This is a genomic window from Actinomycetota bacterium (assembly GCA_030684515.1).
GTDB lineage: Bacteria > Actinomycetota > Actinomycetes > S36-B12 > S36-B12 > UBA11398.
The window spans coordinates 183670-209531 of the sequence record JAUXVJ010000024.1 but is presented as its reverse complement, the minus strand read 5'-3'; the positions used below and the strand labels follow the sequence as shown (position 1 = coordinate 209531).

The 25862-nt window shown below is 60.8% G+C and carries 27 protein-coding genes and 1 pseudogene; 15 read left to right on the top strand and 13 right to left on the bottom strand.

The genetic code is table 11. The annotated features are described in order from the left end of the window. Nucleotides 1–28: 28 nt before the first annotated feature. Complete coding sequence (locus Q8M73_09810; protein ID MDP2288842.1) at nucleotides 29–1009, bottom strand: aldo/keto reductase; 981 nt, start codon at nucleotides 1007–1009, stop codon at nucleotides 29–31. A gap of 107 nt (nucleotides 1010–1116) precedes the next feature. Here Q8M73_09810 and Q8M73_09805 point away from each other — a divergent pair, with 107 nt between their 5' ends. Together Q8M73_09805 and Q8M73_09800 are read left to right on the top strand one after the other, a co-directional pair. Further along, nucleotides 1117–2004, top strand: coding sequence for a hypothetical protein (locus Q8M73_09805; protein ID MDP2288841.1), 888 nt, complete (start codon nucleotides 1117–1119; stop codon nucleotides 2002–2004). A gap of 78 nt (nucleotides 2005–2082) precedes the next feature. Beyond that, nucleotides 2083–3009 (top strand): alpha/beta hydrolase, encoded by a 927-nt coding sequence (locus Q8M73_09800; GenBank protein ID MDP2288840.1) that lies wholly within the window; start codon nucleotides 2083–2085, stop codon nucleotides 3007–3009. Nucleotides 3010–3114: 105 nt separating this feature from the next. Here Q8M73_09800 and Q8M73_09795 read toward each other — a convergent pair whose 3' ends face one another. The 3 genes from Q8M73_09795 to Q8M73_09785 form a co-directional block, all read right to left on the bottom strand. Beyond that, a complete protein-coding gene (locus Q8M73_09795; GenBank protein ID MDP2288839.1) occupies nucleotides 3115–4320 on the bottom strand; it encodes an MFS transporter in 1206 nt (401 codons plus the stop codon). A 158-nt stretch (nucleotides 4321–4478) separates the two neighbouring features. After that, nucleotides 4479–5111: a maleylpyruvate isomerase N-terminal domain-containing protein gene (locus Q8M73_09790; protein MDP2288838.1), complete on the bottom strand. Its 633-nt coding sequence runs from the start codon at nucleotides 5109–5111 to the stop codon at nucleotides 4479–4481. A 185-nt stretch (nucleotides 5112–5296) separates the two neighbouring features. Further along, nucleotides 5297–7471, bottom strand: coding sequence for a glutamine synthetase III (locus Q8M73_09785; GenBank protein ID MDP2288837.1), 2175 nt, complete (start codon nucleotides 7469–7471; stop codon nucleotides 5297–5299). A gap of 238 nt (nucleotides 7472–7709) precedes the next feature. On the opposite strand from Q8M73_09785, the gene Q8M73_09780 reads away from it, so the two are divergent. Together Q8M73_09780 and Q8M73_09775 are read left to right on the top strand one after the other, a co-directional pair. After that, nucleotides 7710–7919, top strand: coding sequence for a hypothetical protein (locus Q8M73_09780; GenBank protein MDP2288836.1), 210 nt, complete (start codon nucleotides 7710–7712; stop codon nucleotides 7917–7919). Between the two features lie 90 nt (nucleotides 7920–8009). Continuing rightward, complete coding sequence (locus Q8M73_09775; protein ID MDP2288835.1) at nucleotides 8010–8771, top strand: crotonase/enoyl-CoA hydratase family protein; 762 nt, start codon at nucleotides 8010–8012, stop codon at nucleotides 8769–8771. A gap of 77 nt (nucleotides 8772–8848) precedes the next feature. On the opposite strand, the gene Q8M73_09770 is transcribed toward Q8M73_09775, so the two are convergent. From Q8M73_09770 to Q8M73_09750, 5 genes are all read right to left on the bottom strand, one after another. Further along, nucleotides 8849–10924 carry a hypothetical protein gene (locus tag Q8M73_09770; protein ID MDP2288834.1) on the bottom strand — a complete coding sequence of 692 codons (2076 nt, stop codon included), beginning with the start codon at nucleotides 10922–10924 and terminating at the stop codon, nucleotides 8849–8851. Between the two features lie 102 nt (nucleotides 10925–11026). After that, nucleotides 11027–11791 (bottom strand): hypothetical protein, encoded by a 765-nt coding sequence (locus tag Q8M73_09765; protein MDP2288833.1) that lies wholly within the window; start codon nucleotides 11789–11791, stop codon nucleotides 11027–11029. A 20-nt stretch (nucleotides 11792–11811) separates the two neighbouring features. After that, a complete protein-coding gene (locus Q8M73_09760; protein MDP2288832.1) occupies nucleotides 11812–12063 on the bottom strand; it encodes a DUF4031 domain-containing protein in 252 nt (83 codons plus the stop codon). 36 nt (nucleotides 12064–12099) lie between these two features. Then, a complete protein-coding gene (locus tag Q8M73_09755) occupies nucleotides 12100–12837 on the bottom strand; it encodes a hypothetical protein (protein ID MDP2288831.1) in 738 nt (245 codons plus the stop codon). Between the two features lie 41 nt (nucleotides 12838–12878). Next, the gene (locus Q8M73_09750) at nucleotides 12879–13586 is read right to left on the bottom strand and encodes a PadR family transcriptional regulator (GenBank protein ID MDP2288830.1); all 708 of its coding nucleotides are present in this window, start codon (nucleotides 13584–13586) and stop codon (nucleotides 12879–12881) included. Nucleotides 13587–13755: 169 nt separating this feature from the next. Between Q8M73_09750 and Q8M73_09745 the strand changes: the two genes are divergently transcribed. The 4 genes from Q8M73_09745 to Q8M73_09730 all read left to right on the top strand — a co-directional run bounded on the left by Q8M73_09745 (nucleotide 13756) and on the right by Q8M73_09730 (nucleotide 15481). Then, the gene (locus Q8M73_09745) at nucleotides 13756–14172 is read left to right on the top strand and encodes a VOC family protein (GenBank protein ID MDP2288829.1); all 417 of its coding nucleotides are present in this window, start codon (nucleotides 13756–13758) and stop codon (nucleotides 14170–14172) included. 79 nt (nucleotides 14173–14251) lie between these two features. Beyond that, nucleotides 14252–14611 (top strand): YciI family protein, encoded by a 360-nt coding sequence (locus tag Q8M73_09740; GenBank protein MDP2288828.1) that lies wholly within the window; start codon nucleotides 14252–14254, stop codon nucleotides 14609–14611. A 119-nt stretch (nucleotides 14612–14730) separates the two neighbouring features. Further along, the gene (locus tag Q8M73_09735) at nucleotides 14731–15087 is read left to right on the top strand and encodes a YciI family protein (protein ID MDP2288827.1); all 357 of its coding nucleotides are present in this window, start codon (nucleotides 14731–14733) and stop codon (nucleotides 15085–15087) included. A gap of 109 nt (nucleotides 15088–15196) precedes the next feature. Next, the gene (locus Q8M73_09730) at nucleotides 15197–15481 is read left to right on the top strand and encodes a DUF1905 domain-containing protein (protein MDP2288826.1); all 285 of its coding nucleotides are present in this window, start codon (nucleotides 15197–15199) and stop codon (nucleotides 15479–15481) included. An 8-nt stretch (nucleotides 15482–15489) separates the two neighbouring features. Here the strand turns inward: Q8M73_09730 and Q8M73_09725 are convergent, their stop codons facing one another. Continuing rightward, on the bottom strand, nucleotides 15490–16218 hold the full coding sequence (locus tag Q8M73_09725) for a gamma-glutamyl-gamma-aminobutyrate hydrolase family protein (protein ID MDP2288825.1): 729 nt from the start codon (nucleotides 16216–16218) through the stop codon (nucleotides 15490–15492). Between the two features lie 295 nt (nucleotides 16219–16513). On the opposite strand from Q8M73_09725, the gene Q8M73_09720 reads away from it, so the two are divergent. From Q8M73_09720 to Q8M73_09705, 4 genes and pseudogenes are all read left to right on the top strand, one after another. Then, complete coding sequence (locus Q8M73_09720; GenBank protein MDP2288824.1) at nucleotides 16514–16939, top strand: metalloregulator ArsR/SmtB family transcription factor; 426 nt, start codon at nucleotides 16514–16516, stop codon at nucleotides 16937–16939. Then, nucleotides 16936–19179 carry a heavy metal translocating P-type ATPase gene (locus tag Q8M73_09715; protein ID MDP2288823.1) on the top strand — a complete coding sequence of 748 codons (2244 nt, stop codon included), beginning with the start codon at nucleotides 16936–16938 and terminating at the stop codon, nucleotides 19177–19179. The genes Q8M73_09720 and Q8M73_09715 overlap by 4 nt, the downstream gene beginning before the upstream one ends. Continuing rightward, nucleotides 19179–19394: a PLD nuclease N-terminal domain-containing protein gene (locus tag Q8M73_09710; GenBank protein MDP2288822.1), complete on the top strand. Its 216-nt coding sequence runs from the start codon at nucleotides 19179–19181 to the stop codon at nucleotides 19392–19394. Before Q8M73_09715 ends, Q8M73_09710 begins: the two co-directional genes overlap by 1 nt. A 379-nt stretch (nucleotides 19395–19773) precedes the next feature. After that, nucleotides 19774–20865 (top strand): annotated as a pseudogene (locus Q8M73_09705) (DEAD/DEAH box helicase). 192 nt (nucleotides 20866–21057) lie between these two features. Here Q8M73_09705 and Q8M73_09700 read toward each other — a convergent pair. Next, on the bottom strand, nucleotides 21058–22140 hold the full coding sequence (locus Q8M73_09700) for an ABC transporter substrate-binding protein (GenBank protein MDP2288821.1): 1083 nt from the start codon (nucleotides 22138–22140) through the stop codon (nucleotides 21058–21060). A gap of 67 nt (nucleotides 22141–22207) precedes the next feature. Between Q8M73_09700 and Q8M73_09695 the strand changes: the two genes are divergently transcribed. The 3 genes from Q8M73_09695 to Q8M73_09685 are packed head-to-tail and all read left to right on the top strand — an operon-like array spanning nucleotide 22208 to nucleotide 24300. After that, complete coding sequence (locus Q8M73_09695) at nucleotides 22208–22921, top strand: SDR family NAD(P)-dependent oxidoreductase (protein MDP2288820.1); 714 nt, start codon at nucleotides 22208–22210, stop codon at nucleotides 22919–22921. Between the two features lie 50 nt (nucleotides 22922–22971). Further along, nucleotides 22972–23307, top strand: a complete 336-nt coding sequence (locus tag Q8M73_09690) for a YbjQ family protein (protein MDP2288819.1) — start codon at nucleotides 22972–22974, stop codon at nucleotides 23305–23307. Nucleotides 23308–23334: 27 nt separating this feature from the next. Next, nucleotides 23335–24300 (top strand): CoA ester lyase, encoded by a 966-nt coding sequence (locus Q8M73_09685; protein MDP2288818.1) that lies wholly within the window; start codon nucleotides 23335–23337, stop codon nucleotides 24298–24300. Here the strand turns inward: Q8M73_09685 and Q8M73_09680 are convergent. Both Q8M73_09680 and Q8M73_09675 read right to left on the bottom strand, forming a co-directional pair. Continuing rightward, complete coding sequence (locus Q8M73_09680) at nucleotides 24297–24707, bottom strand: hypothetical protein (protein MDP2288817.1); 411 nt, start codon at nucleotides 24705–24707, stop codon at nucleotides 24297–24299. The two genes, Q8M73_09685 and Q8M73_09680, sit on opposite strands and share 4 nt — an antisense overlap. A 9-nt stretch (nucleotides 24708–24716) precedes the next feature. Continuing rightward, the gene (locus tag Q8M73_09675; GenBank protein MDP2288816.1) at nucleotides 24717–25760 is read right to left on the bottom strand and encodes a M15 family metallopeptidase; all 1044 of its coding nucleotides are present in this window, start codon (nucleotides 25758–25760) and stop codon (nucleotides 24717–24719) included. Nucleotides 25761–25862: the final 102 nt, after the last annotated feature.

The window sequence follows — 25862 nt, the reverse complement described above, 5'->3', positions numbered from 1 at the left end:
GGTGCAGGCCGTCACCGCAACTGCATGACTACCAGGCGTAGGCCTCAGGCGCAGTGCCGCCTGGGCCTGGGAACAGCACGTCGAGTTCCTTCATGGCGTCGCTATCGAGTGTGATGTCCAGTGCGCGCAGTGAACCGTCGAGTTGCGCAAGAGTGCGCGGCCCAATGATCGGTGCGGTGACTGCCGGGTTGTGCAGCAACCAGGCAAGAGCGGTGTCCGCTGGGTCCTCGTCGCGCTTGGCACAGAAGTCCTCCCACGCCTGAATCTGCGGACGCAGTGCTTCGAGGCGATCGTTGGTGCGCTGCACCTTGCTGCGGCCCACGTCGCCAGATTCGAGCTTCTTGATGATGCCGCCCAGCAATCCGCCCTGCAGAGGTGACCACGGGATGACGCCAAGGCCGTAGAACTGCGATGCCGGTAGCACCTCAAGTTCAACGGTGCGTTCGAGCAGGTTGTAGATCGACTGCTCACTTGCCAGCCCAAGGAAGTTGCGGCGACGGGCAGCCTCCTGCGCCTGGGCGATGTGCCAGCCGGCGAAGTTGGAAGAGCCGACGTAGATGATCTTGCCTTGATTGCGCAGGACCTCCATGGCTTCCCAGATCTCATCCCAAGGCGTGCGGCGATCAACGTGGTGCATCTGGTAGATGTCGATGTAGTCGGTCTGCATGCGCTTCAAGGACGCGTCGCAGGCGCGACGAATGTTCAGCGCCGACAGCTTGCCGTCATTTGGCCAGTCACTGAATGAGGCGTAGAGCTTGGTGGCGATCACGGTCTTTTCGCGGCGCCCGCCACCAGAGGCAAACCAATTGCCCAGAATGGTCTCGGTGCGACCCATGTGGCCCGGGCCGCCATAGCCATTGGCGGTATCAAAGAAGTTGATGCCCACGGAGTGCGCGTGATCCATGATCGCAAAGGAATCAGCCTCATTGGTCTCCGGACCGAAGTTCATGGTGCCCAGGCAGAGCTTGCTGACGGTAAGACCAGTGTGTCCGAGATGGGTGTACTTCATGGGGCTCCTTGATGTCGCGAAGTCAATCGTCGTGAGGTGGCTGCAGACTTGGTTATGTTGACGCTATCAACATGTGCGTCTGCAGGCGCTGGTATTGAAGGAGAGCTGTGGGCTACGACATTTCAGTCGCAAGAACGATGTGGGCAGCGATGGAACCCTTTGCTGGAGCAGGCCTGCTGAACCCCGAGGTGCGCGCGATCGTGAAGCCCTTGGGCGTCGGCGGAATGCAGTCCTTCTTCGCCGTGCGCAGTGCACCGATGGGCGCTGCCGCTCCAGCAGTGGTGATTGCGGCCTTCCACGGCTTTGCTCCCAAGCTCGTCTTCGATGCAGTCAATGAGCTGTGGGAGCTGGTCACGCCCAAAGCGATGATCAGCATCGCTCATGACAGCTTTGCTGGGTTTGCTCGGCGCACCTTTGGCGATGACTACCCAGTGGAGAAGCTTGCTTCGCCAACTGATGCGCTCGCAGGCGCAATTGCCGAACTCGATGTCGCTGGTCATCCACTCGCGGCTGGTAATCAGGCAGTGCCTTTGCCCGATGATCCATGGGCACGGCTATGGCGTTGCGCAACAGTTGCTCGTGAGTTCCGCGGTGACAACCATGTGGGCTCCTTGGTTGCCCATGATCTGAGTTCTGCTGAGAGCCAAGCGCTGTCCACAGCATGGAAGCCAGCGGGCTATGACCTGCCAATGCTGCAGCGCTCGCGCGGGATCAGCGAACAGGCATGGGCGAGTGCTATTGATTCGCTCAGCGCGCGAGGCTTGCTCGATGGCGGTCACGCATTGACGCCAGCAGGCTCCCAATTGCGGGCGCAGATTGAACTGGAGACTGACCAAGCGTCGATGCGCATCTGGGATCAACTCACACCTGAGCAGCTGTCAGAGCTGCACGCACTGCTGACCTCGTTGAGTTCAACCGTGCTGGGTGATCAACGAGAGCAAGTGCGCAGCGCCGTTTCTGCTCCCTGGCCACCGCCTGCGCTGCCTGCCTCGTGAAAGCTCGGGCACGGCCAAGAGAATCTGGATAGCCTCCACGCGTCGACCCAATCCCGTGACGCATGCATGGAGACTCCGATGACTATCAGCAATGAGACGTACAACGAGAAGCATCTGCTGCAGGAAACCGCAGAACTGCTCGGAGCGCCATGGACGGATCCGACGCTGACTCGCGAGCACTGGGAATTGGAGGACGGTTCGTCTATTGCCTCGTTGCGGTGGGGGACCAAGCCGCCGGAGATTGTCATGCTGCACGGCGGCGGACAGAACGCTCACACCTGGGACGCCGTGGGGCTGCTGATGGGACGCCCGTTTGTTGCCATTGATCTGCCCGGGCATGGGCACTCGTCCTGGCGTGCGGACAAGGAGTACTGGCCCTTCACCGGAGCCAAGAGCATCGCCACTGTTCTGGACCGCATGGGGCTGAGCAATGTGGCACTGGTCGGCATGTCCTTGGGAGGCCTGACCGCAATCCACTTGGCTTCGATTCGCCCGGCGATGTTCTCGCGCGTGGTGATCGTTGATGTCACTCCAAGCCAGATGGAGCAGATGAAGAAGATGACCCTTGAGGAGCGCGGCACCACTGCATTGACGCAGGGTCCTGACCGCTATGACTCACTTCAGGCAATGATCGACGCCACGACAGCCTTGGCCCCCACTCGTCCGGCGCTGCTTATCGAACGAGGAGTGATGCACAACTCTCAGCAGTTCCAGGACGGTCAGTGGGGCTGGCGCTATGACTCGATGAAGCGCCCCGATGGCGAGGATCCCAGTGAGTTCCTGAACGACGATTTTCTCGCACTCTGGGATGACGTCGACACCATCCAAGTGCCGATCATGCTTGTGCGCGGTGGGGCCTCAGCATTTGTCACTGATGAACACGTTGCAGAGTTCAGTTCGCGCGCACAGGACTTCCGATTCGAAATCGTCGACGGCGCCGGACATTCAGTGCAGAGCGATCGACCGGCGCAGCTTGCCGCACTGCTGACGGAGTACGTCTACTAGTCGCGCGGGATCCGGGCCGGCCTCGACGACGACGAGCCGTTGGGGACCGGTCTCCGCGTCTTGTTGCCGCGCAGCGACTGCCGCCTGGGGCTCACCGAGGGCTCGTCAGTCGTCGATCTCCTTGAGTCCCGGGGCCAGCAGGACAAGCAGGGCGGTGGCAGCGAGGATCCCGGCGAGGCCGAGGTAGGTGGCCGAGACGCCGAAGCGCTCCACGCAGAAGCCGACCGCGAGCATGGCCAGCGGGGGTGCCGCGTAGAAGACGGAGAGCTGCACGCCATACACGCGGCCCTGTTCGTCGGCGGGAACCCGACGCTGTACGAGCGTGCTCATCAGTGGGTTGAACGGCCCCCAGCACAGGCCGAGGAAGAACGCGGCGACCACCATGAGGGGGAGCGCGGGCAGCAGCGCCATCGGGATGATGCTCGCTGCCGTGCCAATGAGGACCACGCGGGTGATGGCCATGCGCGACATGCGGACGGTGAGCCAGCCGTAGCTGAACGCGCCGATGGCCGATCCGCCAGCCAAGGCCGCGATGACGATGCCAAGGGATGCGGGATCTCCTAGTGCCTCGAAGTACGTCGGGAGCACCACCGCCTCGGTGGGCAGGTAGATGGCGGCCAGCACGAGGACGGCGATCGTGAGGGTGCGCAGGAGACGGTCCTGCCACAGGACGCTGAAGCCGCGCACCATTCCGGCCCAGCCGGTCACCTCCGTGCCTGCGGCGATCCGCTCAGCCCGCGCCTGCTGGCCCGCGTCCGCCACGCGCATGGCCGCGACGCACACAGCTGCGGCCAGGAAGAGCACGAAGGGCGCCCAGAACACCGTCTCGGGGCCACCGGTGGCGATCAGCGCTGTGCCGAGCAGGGGCCCCAGCGTCCACCCCACTGCGAACACGCCCTCGTGGATGCCGTTCAACCGCTCGATGGGCATGCCGCTTGCGGCAGACACATCTGGCAGCAGCGACCTGCGTGCGGTGTAGCCCGCCGGATCGAACGTCGCACCTATCACCGCCAGGACCACGATCCACGTGAAGGTCAGGTCCGTGATCGACGCCACGATCGGGATGGCAGCCACGGACATCGCCGACAGGATGTCCGAACCGACACTGACCAGCCGGCGGCCCAGATGGTCGACCAGCCACCCCGCCACCGGTGCCATCACCAGGCCTGGAAGAGCGCTGAGGGCGGCCACCAGGCCCGCGGCGGAGGGGGAGTCGGTGCGGACGAGCACCAGCCAGGGCAAGGCGATCATCACGATTGCGTTGCCGACCCCTGAGGTGAAGTTGGCTACCTGCAGGAGGACTACGGGCACCCGGCCACGCTAGCGGGCCCGGGGCGGCACGGCCGCCCGAGGTCAGCCCTGAAAGGGGCCTACGTGCGCGTGGGTCCGGCGCAACCACGATGTGCGCCCACCAGTTGGCCTCACCAGAGTCAGGCCAGACCTTCCTGGACTGAGTGGCATGGCTTCAGTCAGAACGCGGTGATCTGCTGAATAGGGCGCTCGGCTCTTGCCAGGGCGCGCAGGATGTCGGTCGGATTGTTTCGGCGCGCAGAAATACAGGCCAGGGTTGCCACAACCGCGTCGACCGCGTCGATCGGGAACTTCGGGGATTCGGTGCCGATGCTGGTGGCCAGGTCATCGGCATGGACCAGCATCTCCACCATCCGCGTCACCAGATACTCGGTGAGCAGCATTCGCACGCCCAGAGCCACAACCTCCTGCTGGGCATCAAGGGATGGCAGGGTCTGATGCAGCTCGGTCAAGGCAGAGTCATAGCGCTGGAGCAAGTCAGCGATGCCCGAGCCGGCGGCGTCGATCCCGCGCTGGCGAATCTCCGTTGCCATCGTGGAGGCCAACTGCAGATCGGCGACTGGCATTTCGGCGTAGTAGTTGACAGCGGACGTGAGCTCTTTCTCGGCTGGCACTTCAGCGCGCAGGATCGTGGAAAGATTCAGCACTGGACGCGCGAGATGGCCGGCAAGTCCGGCCACGGTCCATTCCTCAAGGGCGCTGGGGTACTCCCAGTACTTGGCGACGTCGCCGTTGGCAAGCAGCGACCTGACGGCACCGGCAACTGCAAGGTACTCACTGACCACGGTCACGGGATCCTCCGTACTTGGGCTGGACACACGCGCGAGAACTCTTGACCTGTACTGCGCTCTTGGAATCTATCGGTGCCGTGAATCTACGGTGAATGCAGAACACTCGGTGTCCGTGTGAGGCTGGGCGTTGCCGCTGTGCCGTCACACAGACACCGAGCGCCTGAGTGTGCTGATGTTCAGTCGACTTACAGGATGTGCAGCATCTCCTGGTAGGTCGGCAGCGGCCACAGATCGTCGGCAACCAAGCCCTCGAGCGCGTCTGCAGCTGTCCGCACTGCTGTCAGAGCTGGCAGCAGCGCTTCCTGCGCGTACTTGGCCTCGTCCACAATCTCTTCGCTGTGCGCACTCTTCAATGCATCAGACAGCTCAAGGAGCGAGGTGCGCAAGTTGGTGATCAAGCCGGAGATCGGCTCCAGAGTCGAGGTGTCAGTCTCCACGCCAGCAGCGAGCAGAGCGCCAACGTTCAATGCCAACTCTGTCTGGTAGCGCACGGCTGCTGGCAGCACCATCGTGTTGCCCATTTCAAGTGTCAGCTTGGCCTCGACACTGATGCTCAGGATGTACTGCTCGAGTGCGATCTCAAAGCGGCTGTGCATCTCGCGTTCGTTGAACACCTTGTAGTGCTCGAAGAGCTGGATGGCAGCAGGCGTGACGAGCTCGGGGACGGCATCCAAAGTGGTGCGCAGGTTCGGCAGGCCACGCTCGGCTGCCTCGATCTGCCAGGCCTCGGCGTAGCCGTTGCCGTTGAAGACAACTGAGCCATGCTCGTTCATGATCTTCTGCAGCACGATCTGAATGGCATCGTTGAACTCAACACCGTTGGCCAATGAAGCGTCGATGTCGGTGGCGATGAAGTCCAGTGCCTCGGCGAGGATGGTGTTGATGGTCGTCATCGGACCGGCAACGGACTGCAATGAGCCAGGAGCGCGGAACTCGAAACGATTGCCGGTGAAGGCAAATGGGCTGGTGCGGTTGCGATCACCCGGGTCTGTTGGCAGCACTGGCAAGGTGTCGACACCGATGCGAATCGTGCCCTTGCTCTTGGAAGAGGTTGCGCCACCGTCAGCGATCTGTGCGAAGACGTCAGCAAGCTGATCGCCGAGGAAGATCGAGATGATTGCCGGAGGGGCTTCGTTTGCACCGAGTCGGTGGTCGTTGCTTGCCGATGCCACTGATGCGCGCAGCAGGCCGCCGAACTTGTGGACTGCGCGGATGACGGCGCCACAGAACACCAGGAACTGCGCGTTGTCGTGTGGCGTGTCGCCAGGAAGCAGCAGGTTGCCCTGACGGCCGTTGCCCAGTGAGAAGTTGACGTGCTTGCCCGAGCCGTTGACTCCGGCGAATGGCTTCTCATGGAACAGGCAGGCCATGCCGTGCTTCTCGGCAACTGACTTGAAGGTCGTCATCAGCAACTGCTGGTGGTCAGCAGCAAGGTTGGAGCGCTCGAACATGGGAGCGATCTCAAACTGGCCGGGAGCAACCTCGTTGTGACGGGTCTTGGCAGGGATGCCGAGCTTGAAGAGCTCACGCTCGGTGTCCATCATGAAGCCGAGCACGCGCTCGGGGATGGCGCCGAAGTAGTGATCGTCGAACTCCTGGCCCTTGGGGGGCTTGGAGCCGAAGAGGGTGCGACCGGCGTTGAGCAGATCGGGACGAGCCAGGAAGAAGTGCCGGTCAACCAGGAAGTACTCCTGCTCGGCGCCGCAGTAGGACACGACCCGGTCGGGATCATGCCCAAAGAGCTTGAGCACTCGCTCGGCCTGCTCGGACATCGCCTGCTGGGCGCGAAGCAGCGGGGTCTTGTGGTCGAGGGCCTCACCGGTCATGGAGACGAAGACGGTGGGGATGCACAAAGTGTTGCCGTTGGGATTCTCCAGGATGTATGCCGGGCTGGTGACATCCCAACCGGTGTAGCCGCGAGCCTCGAAGGTGTTGCGCAGGCCACCGTTGGGGAAGCTGGATGCATCAGGCTCGCCCTGAACCAGGGTCTTGCCGGCGAACTCAGCCAGGGCCGTGCCATCGCCAACAGGCTCAAAGAAGCTGTCGTGCTTCTCGGCAGTGAAACCAGTCAGCGGGTAGAACACGTGGGCGTAGTGGGTAGCGCCCTTCTCCAGAGCCCAGTCCTTCATAGCCGAGGCGACAGCGTCAGCAACGGTGGGATCAAGTGTTGCGCCGTTTTCAATGGTGTCGGTCACCGACTTGAACACAGACTTCGGAAGTCGCTTCTGCATCACCGACTTGCTGAAGACGTTCATCCCGTAGATCTCGCCTGGAGCCTCAAGTTCGTTGTAGCTGACTGCTGGAGGCACATAGGCCTCGACGTCCTTGATTGCTTGCAGACGAACGGCATTACCACTCATGAAGGTTCCCTTTCAGGACGGCGCTCCGCTGGGGTGGCGGGCTCAGGTATTTGAGGTCGTGGAACTGGATTGCAGCGAGGGTAGGCAACGAAATCGCTGCCTTTGTTACGTGCTGGTGACAATCATGATTCGGCACAAATGAGAGACGGAAGTGGTCGATTCTGTGAGGAAGTGAGAGTCAGTGGGACCCAGCTGCGATCGTGAACGGCGCCGACGCGGGACTGGAGAAATAGCAATCGTGAAACAAAGCGTCAAGGCTGCTGGCATGAACACCGCGTTGTGGCTCGCGGCCAGCGCTCTGGCAGTGGCCTTCGTCGTGACCGGATTGATGAAGCTGAGGCAGTCCAAGGCCTCCTTGGGGACCACGATGGGCTGGGTTGAGGACTTCTCGCCAACCCAGATCAAGGCGGTCGTTGCCTGGGGACGCTTGGGGCCCTACCCGCTCTAGGGGCGTCAAATATGGCGAAATACCGGGCATTGGTCACGCAATCCAAGTACCTTGCTCGCCGATCATCGAATCAATTTCTGGAGGCAGCAAATGAGCGAGGTACTACTCACTGAGAAGCGTGGCGCAGTGTTCGTCATGACGATGAACCGCCCTGAGGCCCGCAATGCGCTCAGCCGCGAATTGATGTACTTGATGTCTGAGGCTCTGCATGAATTTGATGTCTCCAACGACCTGTCGGTCGCAGTGCTCACCGGCGCGGGCGGCAACTTCTGCTCTGGTATGGACCTGCGCGAGTTCGCCGCAGGCTCGACCTTCGACAAGGTCAGCGAGCATCCCAGTCTCAACGAGCAGCCACCAGCCAAGCCGATCATCGCGGCCGTCGAGGGTTACGCACTCGCGGGTGGATGTGAGCAGGCGCTCTGCACCGACATCATCGTCGCCTCACGAGAGGCGAAATTCGGCATCCCGGAGGTCAAGCGCGGACTGGTCGCCGCAGGTGGTGGGCTCTACCGCCTGCCTCGCGTGATGAGCTACCCCGCCGCCTCGCTGCTGGCGCTGACCGGCGACATCATCGACGCCGAGCAGGCCAATGCATGGGGTCTGGTCTCGGTGCTGGCCGAGCCGGGCAAGGCCTTGGACGCCGCGATCGAGATCGCTGATCGCATTGCCCAGAACGGCCCCTTGGCGCTGAAGGCCACCAAGGCCATTCTCGCCAAGGCCGCAAGCTGGACCGATCCGGAGTTCATGAAGTGGCAGCAGACGGTGACTGGTCCGGTCTTTGCATCCAATGACGCCAAAGAGGGGGCAACCGCATTCGGCGAGAAGCGCGCTCCCAAGTGGACTTCCACCTGATCGAGCCGTGCCAGACGAGAACTGGGGACTGGGCTTAGGCCCGGTCCCCAGTTCCATGTTCGTGTGCTGCTGCTGCCTTAGCTGACCACTACGCGGGCGGCAGCGAGGTTGGGGATGCGACGTGAGGTCGCGTTGACGTCACCTTCACGATGCGACTCCACAAGTGCGCTGACGAAGTAGGTGCCTGGCTTGTCGAATGCATGCGAAGTCGACAGCTGCACTGATGCTTGGGTGCCATCGAGTTCCTCGCTCTGCGGGAATGATCCGGTGCCGTCGAAGTCCCACTGGATCCCGATGATCGTTCCGGCATTGGGGGGAGTGTCCGCTTGGACGGTGCACGTCACAGCCTCGCCGACGCGAACATGCGTGACGTCCCCACCGTTCACGGTGACGTTGGCAACGGGCTGAATACCGCCACGATCCTTTGCATCCGTGGGCAGGATGATCGCCCCATCGCGATATTCAAATGCGGTATCTGAAGGCACGATGCCCTCTTCAACCCAGTCCCTCAAGTCGAACAAGGACTGCTCGATGATCGGGTGGTAGTCGATCAGCCAGGTGTTGTTCGCGCGGCCCGGGCCGGGCGCAGTCATGGCGGGCGGCACATGTTCAGCGTTCTCTGACCAGCGAAGTTTGAACTTGGTGTCGGCGATCTCATTGCCATACTCGCGTTCGATATTGGCCTTGAAACCGATGCCTTGCGGTGGCCACAGCGATGAGTCGTGCGTGTGATGCACCCACAGCAGCTTGCCTTCGATTCGACCGGTGTGCTTGACGCCCATGAATGGCGACATCGTCGGCAGTTCGTACTGGTCGTAGATCGGTGTTCCGTCAATGGTGAGGAACTGGTACTCCGCCTCAGTTGGCACGTGATGACGGTAGTAGTAGCAGTAGGCAAGAAATGCGCGGTTGTCCACCCGTACTCGATCACCCGGCTCGACTCCGCGGAATCTCTTGTTGCTGGCCTCGCCGTCGCTGTCAGCCAGCAGCACGTCACCTGCGCCGTTCATGACGTAAAGCCGCCGGCCTGCTGCAGCGCCGCTCAGGAGTTCAATGCCGGCACCCATGAGGTAGCCATCAGGGGCCTCGTCCAACTGCAATGCCATGGGAATGTGCTGCATGTTGTTCATGCTGGCGAACAGTGCAGCCAGTGAACGAAGTTGGGCCAACTCTGGGATATCAAGCGTGGGATCCTCGGCAAGGTCCTTGGCGTACAGCACGCGCTTGACCGTGGTCTCCAAGACGATGAGGTCCTCGTTCACCAGCTCCGGTCGATCAAATCCCACGTGTCCGGGCTTGGTCCAGAAGTTCTCCCAATAGGCGGGGTAGTCCTGCTGCAGACGATTGGCCATCGAGCACCACAGCCAGATCTGGCCCATCGGCTGCAGGATGAAGGACTCATCCCCGCGGGGGAAGCCGATGCGGTAGAGGTTGGCGAGTTCTTCCTTCTCGTCAACGGTCAGCCCAGCAAACGGATCCCCGCTGCCGCCTGGCCACATCGCATCGATGACGCCAAAGAGCTTGTCGCCGAGCATCCGCTGCACATTGAACATGCACGAGAAATTCGGCGTTGCGCCACGCAGCAGGCGGTAGTCGCCGTAGTCGCCATCTTGCGCGTCACCCATGAAAGGCAGTGCCGCATCCCATACGTCAGGCGCATAGGCCAGGCAAAGGGGGGATCGGCGAGCGCCCCCGCTGCCGCCGTACACATACGAGTACTCGGGCGCCGAACCGTAGATCTGGGCCGCCACGAACTTTGAGAACCGTGCCGACTCGGCGGCTGCCCGCCAGCCGTACAGAGTTGGGTCAACTCCGGCCTTGGGATCCATCACATCACCGATGTGACCCATGTTGCTCTCCAGGGCGTAGCCGCCCAAGCGGAAGATCATCTGCAGTCCGCCGGTGACCTGGCCCAAGGGGCCGGTGTTCACGTTCTCGTGACCGGCATTGGCTCCCTCGAGGGGTTGGTAGAGCCGCCCTTGATAGACGTCAGCCGGCGGAAAGGCGATTGCAAAGCGAGTGCTGGTGCCCTCGAAGTAGCCGTGCACGAAGCGATGCGGCGTCGGCAGTTCTCGCTCATCATCAACATCGATGACTGGCGCACCGAAGAAGGGGTCGGTGACTTGGTAGGACTCGACATTGATCGCTGACATGGCGCACCTTCAGGTCATGGATGCTCGGCTCTCGGGCTGGCGCTGACCGTAGTGGCGCAGGTCACATATCGCTAGGGATTCGAGCGAGATGACATCAGGTGACTAGTTCGGCGCATCCTTCATCGCCCAGGCCTGCGCGGGCATGGCCGCCTTCAGTCCCCGCAGGCCATGGATCAGGTGCTGGCCCTCTTCTTCGGTGAGCACCGCAAAGGCCTTGTTCACGATGCGATCCGTGAGTCCCTCGGCCTCAATTCTGCGATGGCGATCGACATCAGTTGGCTCTGGCCCGTCATCAAGGGTCCAGCCATGAAACTTCCAGCTCGCCTCGGGGCCAAGGGCTGCTGAGATGCGGGGCTCAAGTCCCACGGCGATCACCGATGCCACATGGGCGGAGCCGCGGTGCTCACGCAGGATGGTCACCAGTTGCGAGGCGCGGCCCGGCAGATCCTCGGCAAGCGGCAGTGAGAGCTGGCCGGCAAACAGCGGCAGGCCGGCGGGTTCTGCGGAGTTCACGATCAGCTCTGCTGCAGCACAGAATTCTGCAAGTCCCTCGACTGAGCTGAAGTTCTCCCGGCCGAACACTGCTGAGCATTCGCGATAGATCGGTGCTGCGTCCTTGGCGGACAAGGTGAGGCGGGCTGAGTTCCAGAACTTGTCGACCAGTTGTGGTGTGAAGAATCCAAATGCGCTGACGACCACAGGCCATTCCACGTCACCCAGGGGCGCACCTCGGCCAAGGAAGTAGAAGCGCATGCCATCCAGGCCGAGTTCCTTGCCGCGAGCAAGAGTGCTCTGCGTGAAGAAATAGGTGCCTCCGAGCTGACCGATGATCGGCGAGGCGGCATTGACCAGAGCTTCAGTTTGCATCGAAGCAGGCTAGTGGTCGATCAGCGTCGACGCAGGCCTGCTGCCCGAAGAGCGAGAATGATTTCGCGGCTGCTGACCTCTTGAGCGCCATGCTCGATTGCCTGCACGCGCAGATCATGGGGCAGGTCATAGTGATCGCCTTGAAAGCCCCGCTCAGGAATGCCGAGCCGGGCTGCGAAGGAGTGCAATTCGTCCAAAGAGGTGTCGCTGACGAGGTGACACCACAGGCGATCGCGCCAAGGCCAATGCGCTTGATCAACCAGTAGGGCCATAGCCATTGAGAATACGGCGTTGTCGCAGGAGAAGGCTCAGGTCTTGGGCACTGCTGCGTCGATTGCGCGCAAGGCGACGAGAAACGAACGCTGACTTTCGTCGTCCAGGGTTGCAAAGGGCTTGCTCACGAGTTGGTTGGTGAGTTGGTGGGCCTGGAACATCAGGTCCAGATCCTTCTCAGTTGGCACCGGTCGCTCCTCTTGGTCCCAACCATGAATCCGGTAGCTATCTGGGCTATTGATGACGTCAGCGACTCGGGGATCAAGGCCCGCTGCGACCAGGGCCAGGAGATGGGCCGAGCCGCGGTGCTCGCGCAGCACGGTGAGGTACTGCATTGCTCTTGCTGGCAGGTCTTCGGCGTAGGGCTCGAAGCTCACTGCCGCGAACAACGGCAAGCCGATGGGGTCGATCGCTTTGGTGACCTGTTCGGCGGCAGCGCAGAAAGCTTCCAGGCCTTCGACTTCGCTCAAGTGCAGACGTCCGAATTCGCGGGAGCATTCCATGAATGCGCGTCCTCCCTCGCGTGGTGTCATGACCTCTTGCGCGGAATTCCAGAACTTCTTGACCATCTTCGGTGAGAAGTAGCCGAAGGCGCTGACCACAACCGGCCAGTCGGCGTCGCCGAGTGCGCCACCACGTCCGATGAAGTAGAACTGCAGGCCGTTCAGGCCCAGTTCGCGTCCGCGGCCAAGGGTCTCGGGGGTGAAATAGAAAGCCCCGCCGATGCGATTGATGATCGGCGAGGCTTCCTGGATCAAGGTTTCGGTCAGCACCTCAGCAGGCTAGCTGTCAGTCCTTGATCGTGTTCAGTTATTCAGTCAGCCAGCAAGCGATAGATCTTCTTGCGCGCCTCAACCAGAATCTCCACGGTTGCCGCGATCTGGGCCGGGTCATTGAGCTGACCCACTTGCTGCACGGCGCCGCCAAGCTGGCGACCTTCCGTCCACAGCGCTTCGCTGGCATCTCCATTGCCTGCACCTGTGTTTGTCCAGGGCTGACCCCAGGACTCACCCTCCGCGGCGACAAGATCTCGACCGGCATCGGTGAGGGCGAATACTCGCTTGCCTTCCTGATTGGACGGGGCAACCAGGCCATCGTGCGCCAGGCGCTTGAGCACCGGGTAGATCGAGCCGGGGGAGGGTTGCCACTGTCCATCACTGCGGTCGGCGAGTTCGGTGAGGATCTCGTAACCATGACGGGGCTGTTCGGCAAGCAGCAGAAGAATCGCGTGCAGGACATCACCGCGCTCGCGGCGGCGTCCGCGCTGGGGTCCCCAAGGGCTGCGGCCTCGGCCGCCCCAGGGGTCCTGCTGATCTGAGCCGCGACGGTGGCCGCCATGGCGATGGCCGCGTTGCGGCCCACCTCGCTCCTGGCCTTGTTCGGCAGGAGGGGTCGTTGCCGACGAATGGTCGTCAGCTTGTGCATTTATAAGCGCCCACATGGCGCGTGCCTTGCGGCTGTGATGGCCGGATCCACGACGGGAGTTCCAAGGGCCAAATTCGAGGGGGTATGCCTCAGTCATATGTTCCAACTTTCTCTCTCGCGACAGTTCGCGATGTAGTAACGATATATCGCGACTACATCGATGTCAACCCCGGGGACAACTTGACCCTGATCTGCTCGTGCGCATAGGGAGTTTGGGCAAAGATGTGCCCGCACAATCACCATTTCCCTCGGCGTTGGAGGCCCTGATGTCCGTCGTTTTGAATCCCTACCTGAATTGGCGTGGAAATGCTCGACAGGCCATGGAGTTCTACCAATCGGTATTGGGTGGTGTGCTGGAGATCAGCACCTTCGGCGAGGCCGGTATGCCAGTTGATCCGTCAGAGGTCGACCAGGTCATGCACTCCCAGCTGAACACCGAAAACGGGCTCACGCTGATGGGCTCGGATGCGCCAATGCATATCGACGGCACTGAAGGCAGTGCCTATTCGGTATCGCTCAGCGGTACCGATGAAGCAGTACTGCGCGGCTATTGGGATGGGCTGTCGGTTGGTGCCACGATCGAGCAGCCACTGACAACTGCGCCTTGGGGGGACACCTTTGGCATGCTCGTTGATCAATTCGGCATCAACTGGATGGTCAACATTCTCGCCGCAAAGGCCTGATCGCAGTCGATTCTGGCTTTGCCTGTTCGTAAGACAGCTGGCGCCGGTCGTCGGTTTCCGTTGAGTCAGGAGTAGCGCCATGACGATGTACCAGTTGTCCATCTGCTATCCGGCTGATGGGCGGCCGCCGACACCAGCCGAGCTCGATCTGATCATGGTAGAGATGAACAAGGTCGGCGCCGCCATGACTGAGCAGGGAGTGTGGGTCTTCAGCGGCGGACTGCAGGATCCGTCCGCTGCCACAACAGTGATGGATCAGGCCGGTGTACTGGTGCTCACCGATGGACCGTTCATCGAGTCCAAGGAGCGCATCGGCGGGATCACCGTCATTGATGTGGCAGATCTGGATGAAGCGATCAACTGGGCACAGCAGCAATCAGCAGCTGCCGGTGTTCCTGTTGAAGTGCGGCCTTTCATGTACGGCAATGCCCGTTACTGAGGTACTGCAGTCAAGGCGACAAGACATGCATGCACACACTGTCGATCGCGAAACCAGCTCTTCGTCAACAGCTTGAGAGCACGGACAGTCCGGAGTTCTCAGAATGAAAGGACAGGCTCATGCCTCAGTACTTGTTAGCAGTGCACGGCTCCGAGGAGTCGCCCTATATGGACGACGAGCAGATGCAGAAAGCCTTCGCTGCGGTGGATGCGCTCAATACTGAGTTGATGTCCTCGGGTGCCTGGGTGTTTGCGGGCGGATTGATGCCGGCAAGTACCGCGCAGGTGGTGAACTCCAAGGATGGGGTCCTGCAGCGCACCGATGGGCCCTACCTTGACTCCAAGGAGCACATCGGCGGCTTCTGGGTCATCGAAGTTGCCGATGAGGCAACGGCATTGCGGCTGGCCGAGCAGTGCTCAGTTGCCTGCATGAACCCTGTTGAAGTTCGGCCTTTTCAGCCTGAGCCCGAAGCCTGAGCCCTTGGCTGCTGATGCGCTGCCAAGCAATGTGCAGGAGCAGCGACTCCTGCGCGAGCGCTTGGAATCCTTGAATGCCGCGTTTGGCATCACGCATTAGATTTTGAGCGTGCAGGAATTCGATGCCTTCCAGGCACCCGCTGCTGATCTGGACTTGGGCACATGGGTGTTTGTGCGCGTTCCGGACAACTGTGCCCCTGACGAAGCCGGAGCATGGGGGCGCACTCCGATTCTGGCGACTGTCGATGGGCACACTTGGGCAACGAGCGTGTGGAGGGATTCTCGCCACGGCTGGCTGCTGCCGATCCCCAAGGCTCGACGAAAGAACAAGAGTGCCGATCACCGGTATCGGGTCGAGCTGCGCGAAGACCCGGATCGACCGCTGACGCGCTGATTCTCAGTTCAAGGAAGCTCGCGCCCTCGCGTGAGATACGACTGTGCTGCTTGAACAAAGGCGCTGAGCAGGGGAGCGTCAGGATTGCGGCGATCGGGTCGCTCTGGATGCCATTGCACGCCGACACAGAACTCGGCATTCGTGTCCTCGCAGACTTCCACCGTTCCGTCCTGTGCCCATCCGGTGATGCGCAGGTCGCCGGGCGAATCCACGGCTTGGTGATGGGCCGAGTTCACGACAAATGGTCCGGTCCCAAACAGCGAGGCGATTAGCGAGCCTTCAAGAAAACTCGTGGTGTGATCGACGTAAGTGCCTGGACCATTGCTGTGCACGAGTTGCGTCGTCACGGCAGGCAGATGCTGAATGAGCGTTCCACCGTGAGCCACTGCCATCAGTTGCACGCCTCGACAGATGCCGAGCACGGGCATCCCCAACTCCTTGGCCCGGTGATAGAGGGCGAATTCACTTGCATCCCGCAGGAGTTGGGGGGCATCTGCAGTCGGGTCGGCTTCAGCTCCGAACAGCCGAGCATCCACGTCCTCTCCGCCAGCGAGCAGCAGGCCATCGAGTCGATCAAGCACGTCGGTGCTGTTCTCGGCTGGTAGTACGAGTACTTCCGCGCCGGCTGCGTGCAGGACATCGACATACCACTGGTGAATCAGTGAAGAGGTGACAACGCCATCGCCCCACTGCGCATCAACGAGGTAGCACGTCAGTCCGATGACGGGTCCAGGCATGCCGGAAGTTTGTCATGCGCGCGTTACAGGATCTTGTCGCGCTGAGGTCGTTCACGCGACCGGAGAGAACACCAGTTCGCTGGCGGAGTGATCGGTGCAGGGCTGCCAATACAGCGGGGTGATGGCAGAAATGTCCACACCTGGCTGATTGCCGATCCAGGCAGTGATCTCGATGTGTGCAAGCTGTCCGCCAGTGCCCTACGTTGCCGCGCTCGATCCCCGCGCCCATGCCCGGACCCGCTCCAAGCTGGCGATCAGTGTCAATGACACTTCCTCCTGAGGATGCTGCGAGGCAATGGCTGAGGCTGGGAATGAATCCGCATATCCGTGCGTTCATACGGATATGACGAGCATTCGTGAGGTGAGCGTGCTGGATTCGGCACGTGTAGAGCAGATTCGCGAGCAAGGGCTGACTCCTGATCACGCCACCGCACTCAGCGGGACCTTGAGCCTGCTTTCTGAACCCACTCGGCTGCGCATCTTGTATGCCTTGGACCAAGTGGGTGAACTGTGCGTTGGCGATCTCGCCGTCGCACTGGACGTGGGTGAAGACTCGGCCTCGTACGCGCTTCGACTGCTGCGCACCGCTGGACTGGTCAAGGCCCGCAAGGAGGGGCGCACGGTGTTCTACCGACTCGCTCCCGACTTTCCAGAGCCATTGCTGAACCACTGCTGGCTGCAACTGGTGCAACTATCGAGCACGACCAAGGAGGAATTGTGAGTTCGACATCTGAACTGCGCGAGCGCGTGATTGACCTCCAGATCGGCGGCATGACCTGTGCGTCGTGTGCTTCGCGCGTTGAGAAGAAGCTCAACGGCATTGATGGAGTCACGGCCGAGGTCAACCTCGCCACCGAGACCGCGCGCGTTCATGCTGATGGCAATGTTGCTGACGAGGCCTTGGTTGGCGCAGTTGAATCCGCGGGATACACCGCGACCCTGCCTTCGTCAGCATCAGAGCCATCTGCGGTGGCTGAAGTGGCCGTGAACCCATGGCAGCAGCGCCTCGTGATCTCCGCTGTGCTCTCGATGCCAGTGGTCCTGATGGCGATGATTCCGATACTCCAATTTCGCAACTGGCAGTGGCTCTCGTTGACTCTGGCGGCACCAGTGGTCCTTTGGGGGGCTTGGCCATTTCATCGCGCAGCCTGGATCAACGCCCGCCATCGCGCAGTGACGATGGACACCTTGATCAGTATCGGGGTGCTGGCAGCATTTCTGTGGTCGACCTATGCCTTGTTCCTCGGTGAAGCTGGCCATTCGGACATGAAGATGGACTTCTCGATGTTGCCGAGCCGCGAAGCAAGCACGTCACACATCTACTTCGAAGTCGCGACACTGGTCACGGTCTTCATCCTTCTCGGCAAGTACCTGGAAGCTCGAGCCAAGGTCAGCTCTGGTGCTGCACTGCGCGCGCTGTTGACCATGGGAGCCAAGGACGTCTCCATTCTTCGCGAAGGGCGCGAAGCTCGGCTTCCTATCGCTGAACTTCATGTGGGCGACCAGTTCGTCGTTCGCCCCGGAGAGGCGATTGCAAGCGATGGCGTGATCATTGAAGGCTCGTCAGCCATTGACTCGAGCATGCTCACGGGCGAATCCGTACCAGTGGAGGTTGGCCCCGGAGACCTCGTCGTGGGCGCAACGACGAATACCGGCGGTCGTTTGGTTGTTGAAGCCACGCGCATTGGGTCAGACACCCAGTTGGCACAGATGGCCCGTCTGGTCAGCGATGCGCAATCTGGCAAGGCGCCGGTGCAAAGGCTCGCTGATCGCGTCGCCGCAGTATTCGTCCCGATTGTCCTGGTGCTCGCAGCCGCAACGCTTGTCGCGTGGTTGCTCCTTGGCGAAGACACCCAATTCGCATTCACAGCTGCAGTGGCGGTGTTGATCATTGCCTGCCCCTGCGCCCTTGGCCTTGCAACGCCCACTGCTCTTCTGGTGGGCACCGGAAGAGCAGCACAGCTGGGGATACTCGTAAAGGGCCCGCAGGCTCTTGAATCCACGCGAAGGATCGATCGGATCCTGCTGGACAAGACAGGCACGATCACGACTGGTCGGATGGAGGTTGTCGAGATCTCCACACGCGAAGGGGTGAACCCCGCTGACGTGATTCGTCTGGCGGGCGCCGTTGAGGATGCATCTGAGCATCCGATCGGTCGAGCAATCGCCCGCTACGGCGTTGAGCAGCTGGGACAGCTGCCGAAGGTTGAAGAGTTCACAGCATCGGTGGGCTTTGGGGCGCGCGGTCTGGTGGACTCGCACGCCGTTGTCGTGGGAAAGGCGAGTTGGCTTGCCGACGAATTCAGTCTTCAGCTTTCCCCCGAACTTGCTGAAGCCGAGCAGCGTGCAGATAGTGCCGGCCAGAGCGTGGTCAGCGTTGCGTGGGATGGCGCTATTCACGCGGTCATCGCCGTGGCAGACGCAATCAAGCCGACAAGTGCGCAGGCAGTTGCCGAATTGCGGGGGCTGGGGGTGACTCCCATATTGCTGACCGGCGACAGCTCGGCTGTTGCACACACTGTTGCGGACGCCGTGGGAATTACTGAAGTCGTGGCCGAGGTGCTGCCATGGGACAAGGTCGAAGCTGTGCGCACGTTGCAAGAGCAAGGCTTTGTGGTGGCAATGGTCGGTGACGGGGTCAACGACGCCGCTGCCTTGGCGCAGGCCGACCTTGGCATCGCGATGGGCACTGGCACCGACGTGGCAATCGAGGCAAGTGAACTCACACTGGTCACAGGCGATCTGCGGGCGGCAGTTGACGCCATCTCGCTCTCACGGAGAACCCTGCGCATCATCAAGGGCAATCTGTTCTGGGCCTTTGCCTACAACGTGGCAGCAATTCCGCTGGCAATGGCCGGCCTGTTGAATCCGATTGTCGCTGCAGCCGCAATGGCATTCTCAAGTGTGTTTGTCGTGAGCAATAGTTTGCGTTTGCGCAACTTCAAGGGAAGGCTTGCCTGATGGCAAAGAAGAAGTGGGCCGATATGACCCCGATGCAAAAGCGAGTCATCATCGCGGCCGGTGCCGTCGAAGTGGTGTTGACGTCGGTAGCGCTGATCGATCTCGCCAAGCGGGAATCAGCACAAGTGCGGGGTCCAAAAGCATTGTGGTTCTTGGGAATCTTTGTGCAACCGGTAGGGCCAATCGCCTACCTGAGTATGGGGCGTCGCAAGTAGTACGAGCCCGCCGCGCTCAGGGCAAGGTGTCGTGGAACACACTCTCCAGCGGCGAGTCAATTGGACCTTTCGCACACCGCATGTCACGATGAGCACGCAACAGACAGATGGGTGCACTTCGGCAACAGGCCGAAACAGACACATCGAGATTCTCAGAATTTCGCGGCAGCCCATGATCTGCATGCTTGATCCAGCGGCGCAATTGCCCGCTAGAGGAGTTTCAACGATGTCCCCGCAAGCTTCACGTACTACGTCCCAGCGACCCACAAACAGTCGCAATAACCCACGCCGTCGCCCGGCCACGCGCACCAATGGTGCATCGCGTGACGGCAACGGCCCCGGCAAGCCGCTGGTCATCACCAAGCCCCTGCTTGGCGAGATCGACGCTGACAATCCCTTCGTATCGCTGGGGGTTCCCGAGATCCTGGCGCAGGTTCTGGCCGGTCAAGGCATCCTCGCGCCATTCCCGATTCAGCAGGCCACCATGGTCGATGCCCTCGCCAATCGCGATGTGCTCGGTCAGGGTCGCACCGGCTCGGGCAAGACCCTGGCCTTTGCTCTGCCACTGGTGGCAACACTGGCCGCCAATCCCAAACCGAGTGCACCGGGTCGACCGCGTGCATTGGTGCTGGTGCCAACCCGCGAGCTTGCAACGCAGGTCGCCGCAGTGATTGAGCCGCTCGCGGCTGCCGTCAACATGCGCGTGACCACGGTGTTCGGCGGAGTGGGCCACGGCCCGCAGCGCTCTGCCTTCTCTCAAGGGGTCGAGATCGTCGTTGCCTGCCCTGGTCGATTGCTTGATCACATGCAGGCCAAGGACGTCACTCTTGATCGCGTTGAGATCACGGTGCTTGACGAAGCCGATCACATGGCCGATCAGGGCTTCCTTCCGATCGTTCGCAAGATTCTCGATGCGACGGCCTCCAATGGGCAGCGCATGCTCTTCAGCGCAACACTGGCTGGTGGCGTCGACACCTTGGTCAAGCGCTACCTGGACAACCCGGTCTCGCACGCAGCTGAGGTGGAAGCCCCAGTGCTGTTGGACCATCACGTGCTCGTGGTGTCTGACGCCGATCGACCTGGCGCCATCCATGAACTGGCAACTCGCGGTCGCGTCGTGATGTTCACGCGCACGAAGAGTCGTGCCAAGCAGCTCACTCGCAAGCTGGAGACTGGCGGCATCAATGCCGTTGAGATGCATGGCAACCTTTCGCAGAATGCGCGAGAGAGAAACCTGTTTGCATTCAGCTCGGGCACTGCAAAGGTTCTCGTTGCCACGGACATTGCCGCACGTGGCATTCACGTCGACGACGTGCCCTTGGTTGTGCACGCTGATCCGCCAATTGAGCACAAGGCCTACACCCACCGTTCAGGGCGTACGGCGCGAGCCGGTGCAGCCGGTGAAGTCATCACGGTGGCAACACCTGATCAGGTGGCTGAAGTGCGCATGCTGCTGAAGAAGGCCGGAGTCACGGCAACGTGGACCGGCATCAAGGTGCCCGCGAACTCAGCGATGCCGCGCACTGCATCGTCCAATCGCAGCGGCAACTACGGCAGCCGACGCCCGCAGGGCTCACGCAACCGCTAGTCACACCAAGCAGGAGAAAGTGCCCCGCCGAAAATTCGGCGGGGCACTTTCTACTTAGGTCGTTTACTGATGCGCCTAGCCCAGATGACGATGCGTGCTCTCCAGATCCATCTCTCGCAGCAGCAGGTAGTCAGGACCTTTGAGAGCGGTGCGCTCGTGCGGACCAAAGCCCATCACTGTGCCCTTGCCGCCGAGCACTGATGGCACGTGATGGATCTTCTCCAGACCCTCCTTGAAGCCCTCCGTGGTGTAGACCGGCGCGTAGTGCAGTCCAAGCGCTGCAAGGGTTGCCATGTCATAGCCGACTCCGAAGATCGGGTTGAGGCCATCCATGTCCCAGCGTGACTTGAACTCGCGCATCATGTGCTGCATCACTGGGTTCTCCTCATCGACCATGTCGACGTAGGTCCACCCCTTCAGCACCACTCGTTCTTCGGGTGTCTTGCTGTACCAATGCAATCCCGCGGTGCAGGTGTAGCGCGGCACTGTGAAATTGGCATCTGCAATGGCTTGTGACAGCTCACTGAGAATGCCGCCGAAGCCGAGGTACACCAATGCCTGCGGATTGGCGGCCTTGGCCTTGGCTACCTGCGCGGTGAGATCTGTGGCGATGGGTGAGACCACCTGGTCGCTGATGACAGACAGACCGCTCATCTCGCATTGGTCGACGAAGTATTCGAAGTACTCTCCGCCGATTGGACCACGGTCGCGGATGACAGCAACGTCTGTCAGTCCCTTGCGAGCGATGGCTCGAGCACAGATCGGTCCATCTTCATAGAGCGCGCCCAGCTGATAGTGGAATCCGTACTCACCACGTGACAAGACCGTGCCAGGAAAGTTGATCGTGGCCACCTTGTACTTCTCAAACAGTGGCTTCACTGCGATGCAGTTGTCAGTGATGCCGGGTCCCAAGATGCCAAGCACTCCAGCATCCTTGAGTTCCATCCACGCGTCTTCAACAGCCTTCGCTGTGCCAGATGGAAGTCCGTAGCCGGTCGAAACGACGAGTTCAACTGGCCGATCAATCAGGCCGCTTTCATAGGCCTCTTCAAAGCGAAGTCGAATTGCTCTGCCAAGGCTTGCATCGAATGCATCGCCTTCCATGAGTCCTTCATTCAGATACCCGATCTTGAAGGGTTCTACTGGTCCGTGTGCCATGGATCGCCTCTCGTCTTGGGTCAAGAAAGCCGCGCCGCTTGGGCTGTTGGCCAGTATGGTCACAGCCATGGCTGGGGTTCAAGGACTTATCGCAATAGTTACTGGTGGAGCAATGGGCATCGGCGAGGCACATTGCCGACTACTGGCCACAGAAGGTGCAAAGGTGGTGATTTGCGATATTGCCGATGAGGCCGGCAACGCGCTTGCCGATGAGATCGGTGCCACCTACTTGCACCTTGATGTCTCCAGCGAGGAGAACTGGACGCAGGTGGTCGATGAAGTGACCAACACCCTTGGCAATATCGACATCTTGGTCAACAACGCTGGCATTGGCGCCTCCACTCCGATCGCAACTGCGTCCACGGCTGATTGGGATCGAGTGATCGCAGTCAATCTGACCGGAACCTTCTTCGGGATGCGGGCTGTGGCGGCTTCGATGAAGGCAGCCGGCGGTGGGGCCATCGTCAACACCTCTTCTGTCGCGGGGCTTGTCGGAACCGGTGGGATTAGTGCCTACGCGGCCAGCAAGTGGGGGGTGCGTGGTCTGACCAAGTCGGCTGCCATCGATCTTGGCCCAGACAACATCCGAGTCTTCTCCATTCACCCCGGTGCAATCGATACGCCGATGAATCCCGCAGGTGACCGCAAGGCTGGCGGTCAGATCATTCAGCGATGGGGCCAAGCCGATGAGATGGCGCGCGGCATGCTGTACCTCGTTGCCGATGCGACCTTCTCCACCGGAACTGAATTGATCATGGATGGTGGATTCACCGCTCGCTGAGTCGTCACTACCGCTTGGACAAGATGACATCAATGTGATGGGCTTCAGTCATGACTGATGAAGCGATGATGTCCACAACCTTCGACCTTCCTGGCTACCAGGTAGACGAACACCTGGGCATGTGTTGGGGAGTCCTGGTGCGAAGTGTGGGCTTTGCCAAGGGATTCACCGGAGGTTTCAAGGCTCTCCAGGCAGGTGAGGTGCCGCAGTACACCAATGTGGTCAACGCTGCGCGCGAGCAGGCAGTTGAACGATTGATGGCACATGCAAAGGAGCTCGGCGCAGATGCCGTGCTCGGCGTTCGCTTTGACTCGTCGGATGTCGGCAATGGCCTGAGCGAGATCCTCGCCTACGGAACTGCCGTGAAGGTTTCAAAGCGCAACTGATCGCATGCGCAACTAGACTTTCGCACCATGTCAGCCAGCGATCGCATCGCGCGAAGCCGCCGCTCTGTTCTTGCGGTGCCGGGCTCCAGCACCAAGATGCTGGAGAAGGCAAAGGGGCTTGCTGTTGACGCCCTTTTCATGGATCTTGAGGATGCGGTCGCGCCGCTTGCCAAGCAGGAGGCTCGCGAGAACATCGTGGCCGCACTCACTGGTGGGGGCTACGGAGACAAGATCCTCAGCGTTCGTGTCAATGACTGGACCAGTCAGTGGACTTACGCGGATGTCATCGCAGTCATCGACGGAGCTGGCGCACAACTGGACTGCATCATGCTGCCCAAGGCGCAGACCGCTGAGCAAGTGATCGCCCTGGACCTGCTCATCACCCAGCTTGAATTGGCAAATGGGCTCACGCCTGGTGCCATCGGCATTGAAGTGCAGATTGAGAACGCGCTTGGGCTGGTGAACGTCAATGCCATTGCCGCATCGAGTCCGCGCTTGGAAACCATCATCTTTGGGCCTGCAGATTTCATGGCCAGCATCAACATGAAGTCGCTGGTTGTGGGGGAGCAGCCACCTGGCTATGACGTAGGTGACGCCTACCACCACATTCTGATGAGCATCCTGATGGCCGCTCGCGCGAACGGGAAACTTGCCATCGATGGCCCCTACCTGGCAATCAAGGATCCCGAAGGTCTTCGCCGCGTAGCCTCGCGCTCTGCTGCCCTTGGACTGGACGGCAAGTGGGTGCTGCACCCCGACCAGGTCGATGTGGTGAACGAGATCTTCTCTCCGTTGCAGAGTGACTATGACCATGCTGAGCTGATTCTTGATGCCTACGACTACTACACATCAGCTGCAGGCGGCTCGCGAGGTGCCGTGATGCTCGGAAGCGAGATGATCGACGAGGCCTCCCGCAAGATGGCGCTGGTGATCTCCGCCAAGGGACGTGCTGCTGGGCTGGAACGCACTACGGCTTTCGAAGTGCCTGCTTAGCCGCCACAGTTGAATTCAACGCCCAGTCGTAGATCGAACACAGAAGGCTTGATGTGCTTGCCGCGCCAGTTATTCAAGGCGAATTGGTAGGTGTAGGCGTCGGTAACCATGGGACCCGTTGCCATCTCCAGCGCGACGTCCTTGCAGGCCGCCTTGCGAATCTGAGCATCCGTGACCTTGGCCTTCAAGGCCATCGTGTGCGGGGCGGATTTCTTCAGCCACGAGCGCATCTGCAGGTTGGGAGCGCCAGTGGGACACAGCACAGGGCCATGCGTGCCATTGGCTGCTGCTACTGGCTTGCCGCACTCCTTGGGTGTGATGGCCGACGCCGGAAGGCTGAAGAACACTGATGCAATCAGCCCGAAGGTCGCGGTCACTACGGCTGCGCGCATGGCGTCACTGTGCATGCAGGGACCCTAGCCGCGGTAGTCAAAATGCTGATAGTCCTTGAACCATGCGCCCCATCTCCAGTTATTGGCGCGCAGGATCGTGGTGACAGGGGAGTTGCCTCGAATGACCAACGGCGAACTTGCGCGAGTGTCAAACCACCAGCGATTTGGCACCACACCGCCTCGCGCGAGGTAAGGGTTCTCCCACGGGTTGATGTCCAGAGCTCGACCATTGGCATGCGGACTCCAGACGCGCCGGTGCTCCTTGCCAACTTGATAGCGGCAGTTGAACATTGACGTGTTGCCGGCTGCCATGGACGCGTAGTCATTGGCGCCGATGCTCGCTCGATTCTTGCCGTAAACGTCGACAGGGTGCATCGATCGCAGGCGATAGCCATGGTTGTACAGAGCTGTGAAGGCCTTGCGGATCGAAGGCACCACTGCAGCATTGGCAATCAGGATTCCTCGGTGTCGGTAACCGTCCACGCCCCAGTAATTGATCTGCACCTCTCGTAGAGACGAGAAGGCAATGCAGCCTTGGTGCCAGGACTTGCCTGTCATGGATGCCTGCCTTTCAGAACTCAGCATTGCCACCGAGGAGTTGGCTCCAAGGCCAATTGCGGCAGGATCAAGATTGATGCGGTAGGCCAACTGCTGAGGCGGGGCCTTTGCGGGAGCTGTGATGCGAGCCCGAGCGGGAGCAACGGACACCTCGACCATCGCAGTGGAGGCTCCGTAGACCACGGTGACCGCGGTGCTGCGCCAGGACTGAATCTGAAAGCGAGCGATGTTGTCCGCCTCAACAACTGCGCTCGACGTTGACACAATTCCCGTGGCTGCATCAGTCCAACTTGCCGTTACCGGCTGCCCGGTTGGCAAGGGTGTGATCTCGTCAGCAAAGACTTCGATCTGGAAGAGCTGCTCTGACGTTGCCAGTCCAATGAGCCGCACGTTGATGGTTGGCATCGGCGGGGCAGTCGCATCCTCTGCTTGCGAAGTGCCTCCGAGGCCAAGTACAGCACTTGAGCACAGCGTCAGGACGGCGGCGACTCGCAGGTGAGTGAATCGCATGTGCGCCTCCCAAGATCAGATCAAGGGATCGCAGAACTAGAGCACAAGTGTGACCCGGTCTCTTGAGCATAGGCGCGGCACACAGTGCTGCTGGACGCAGCG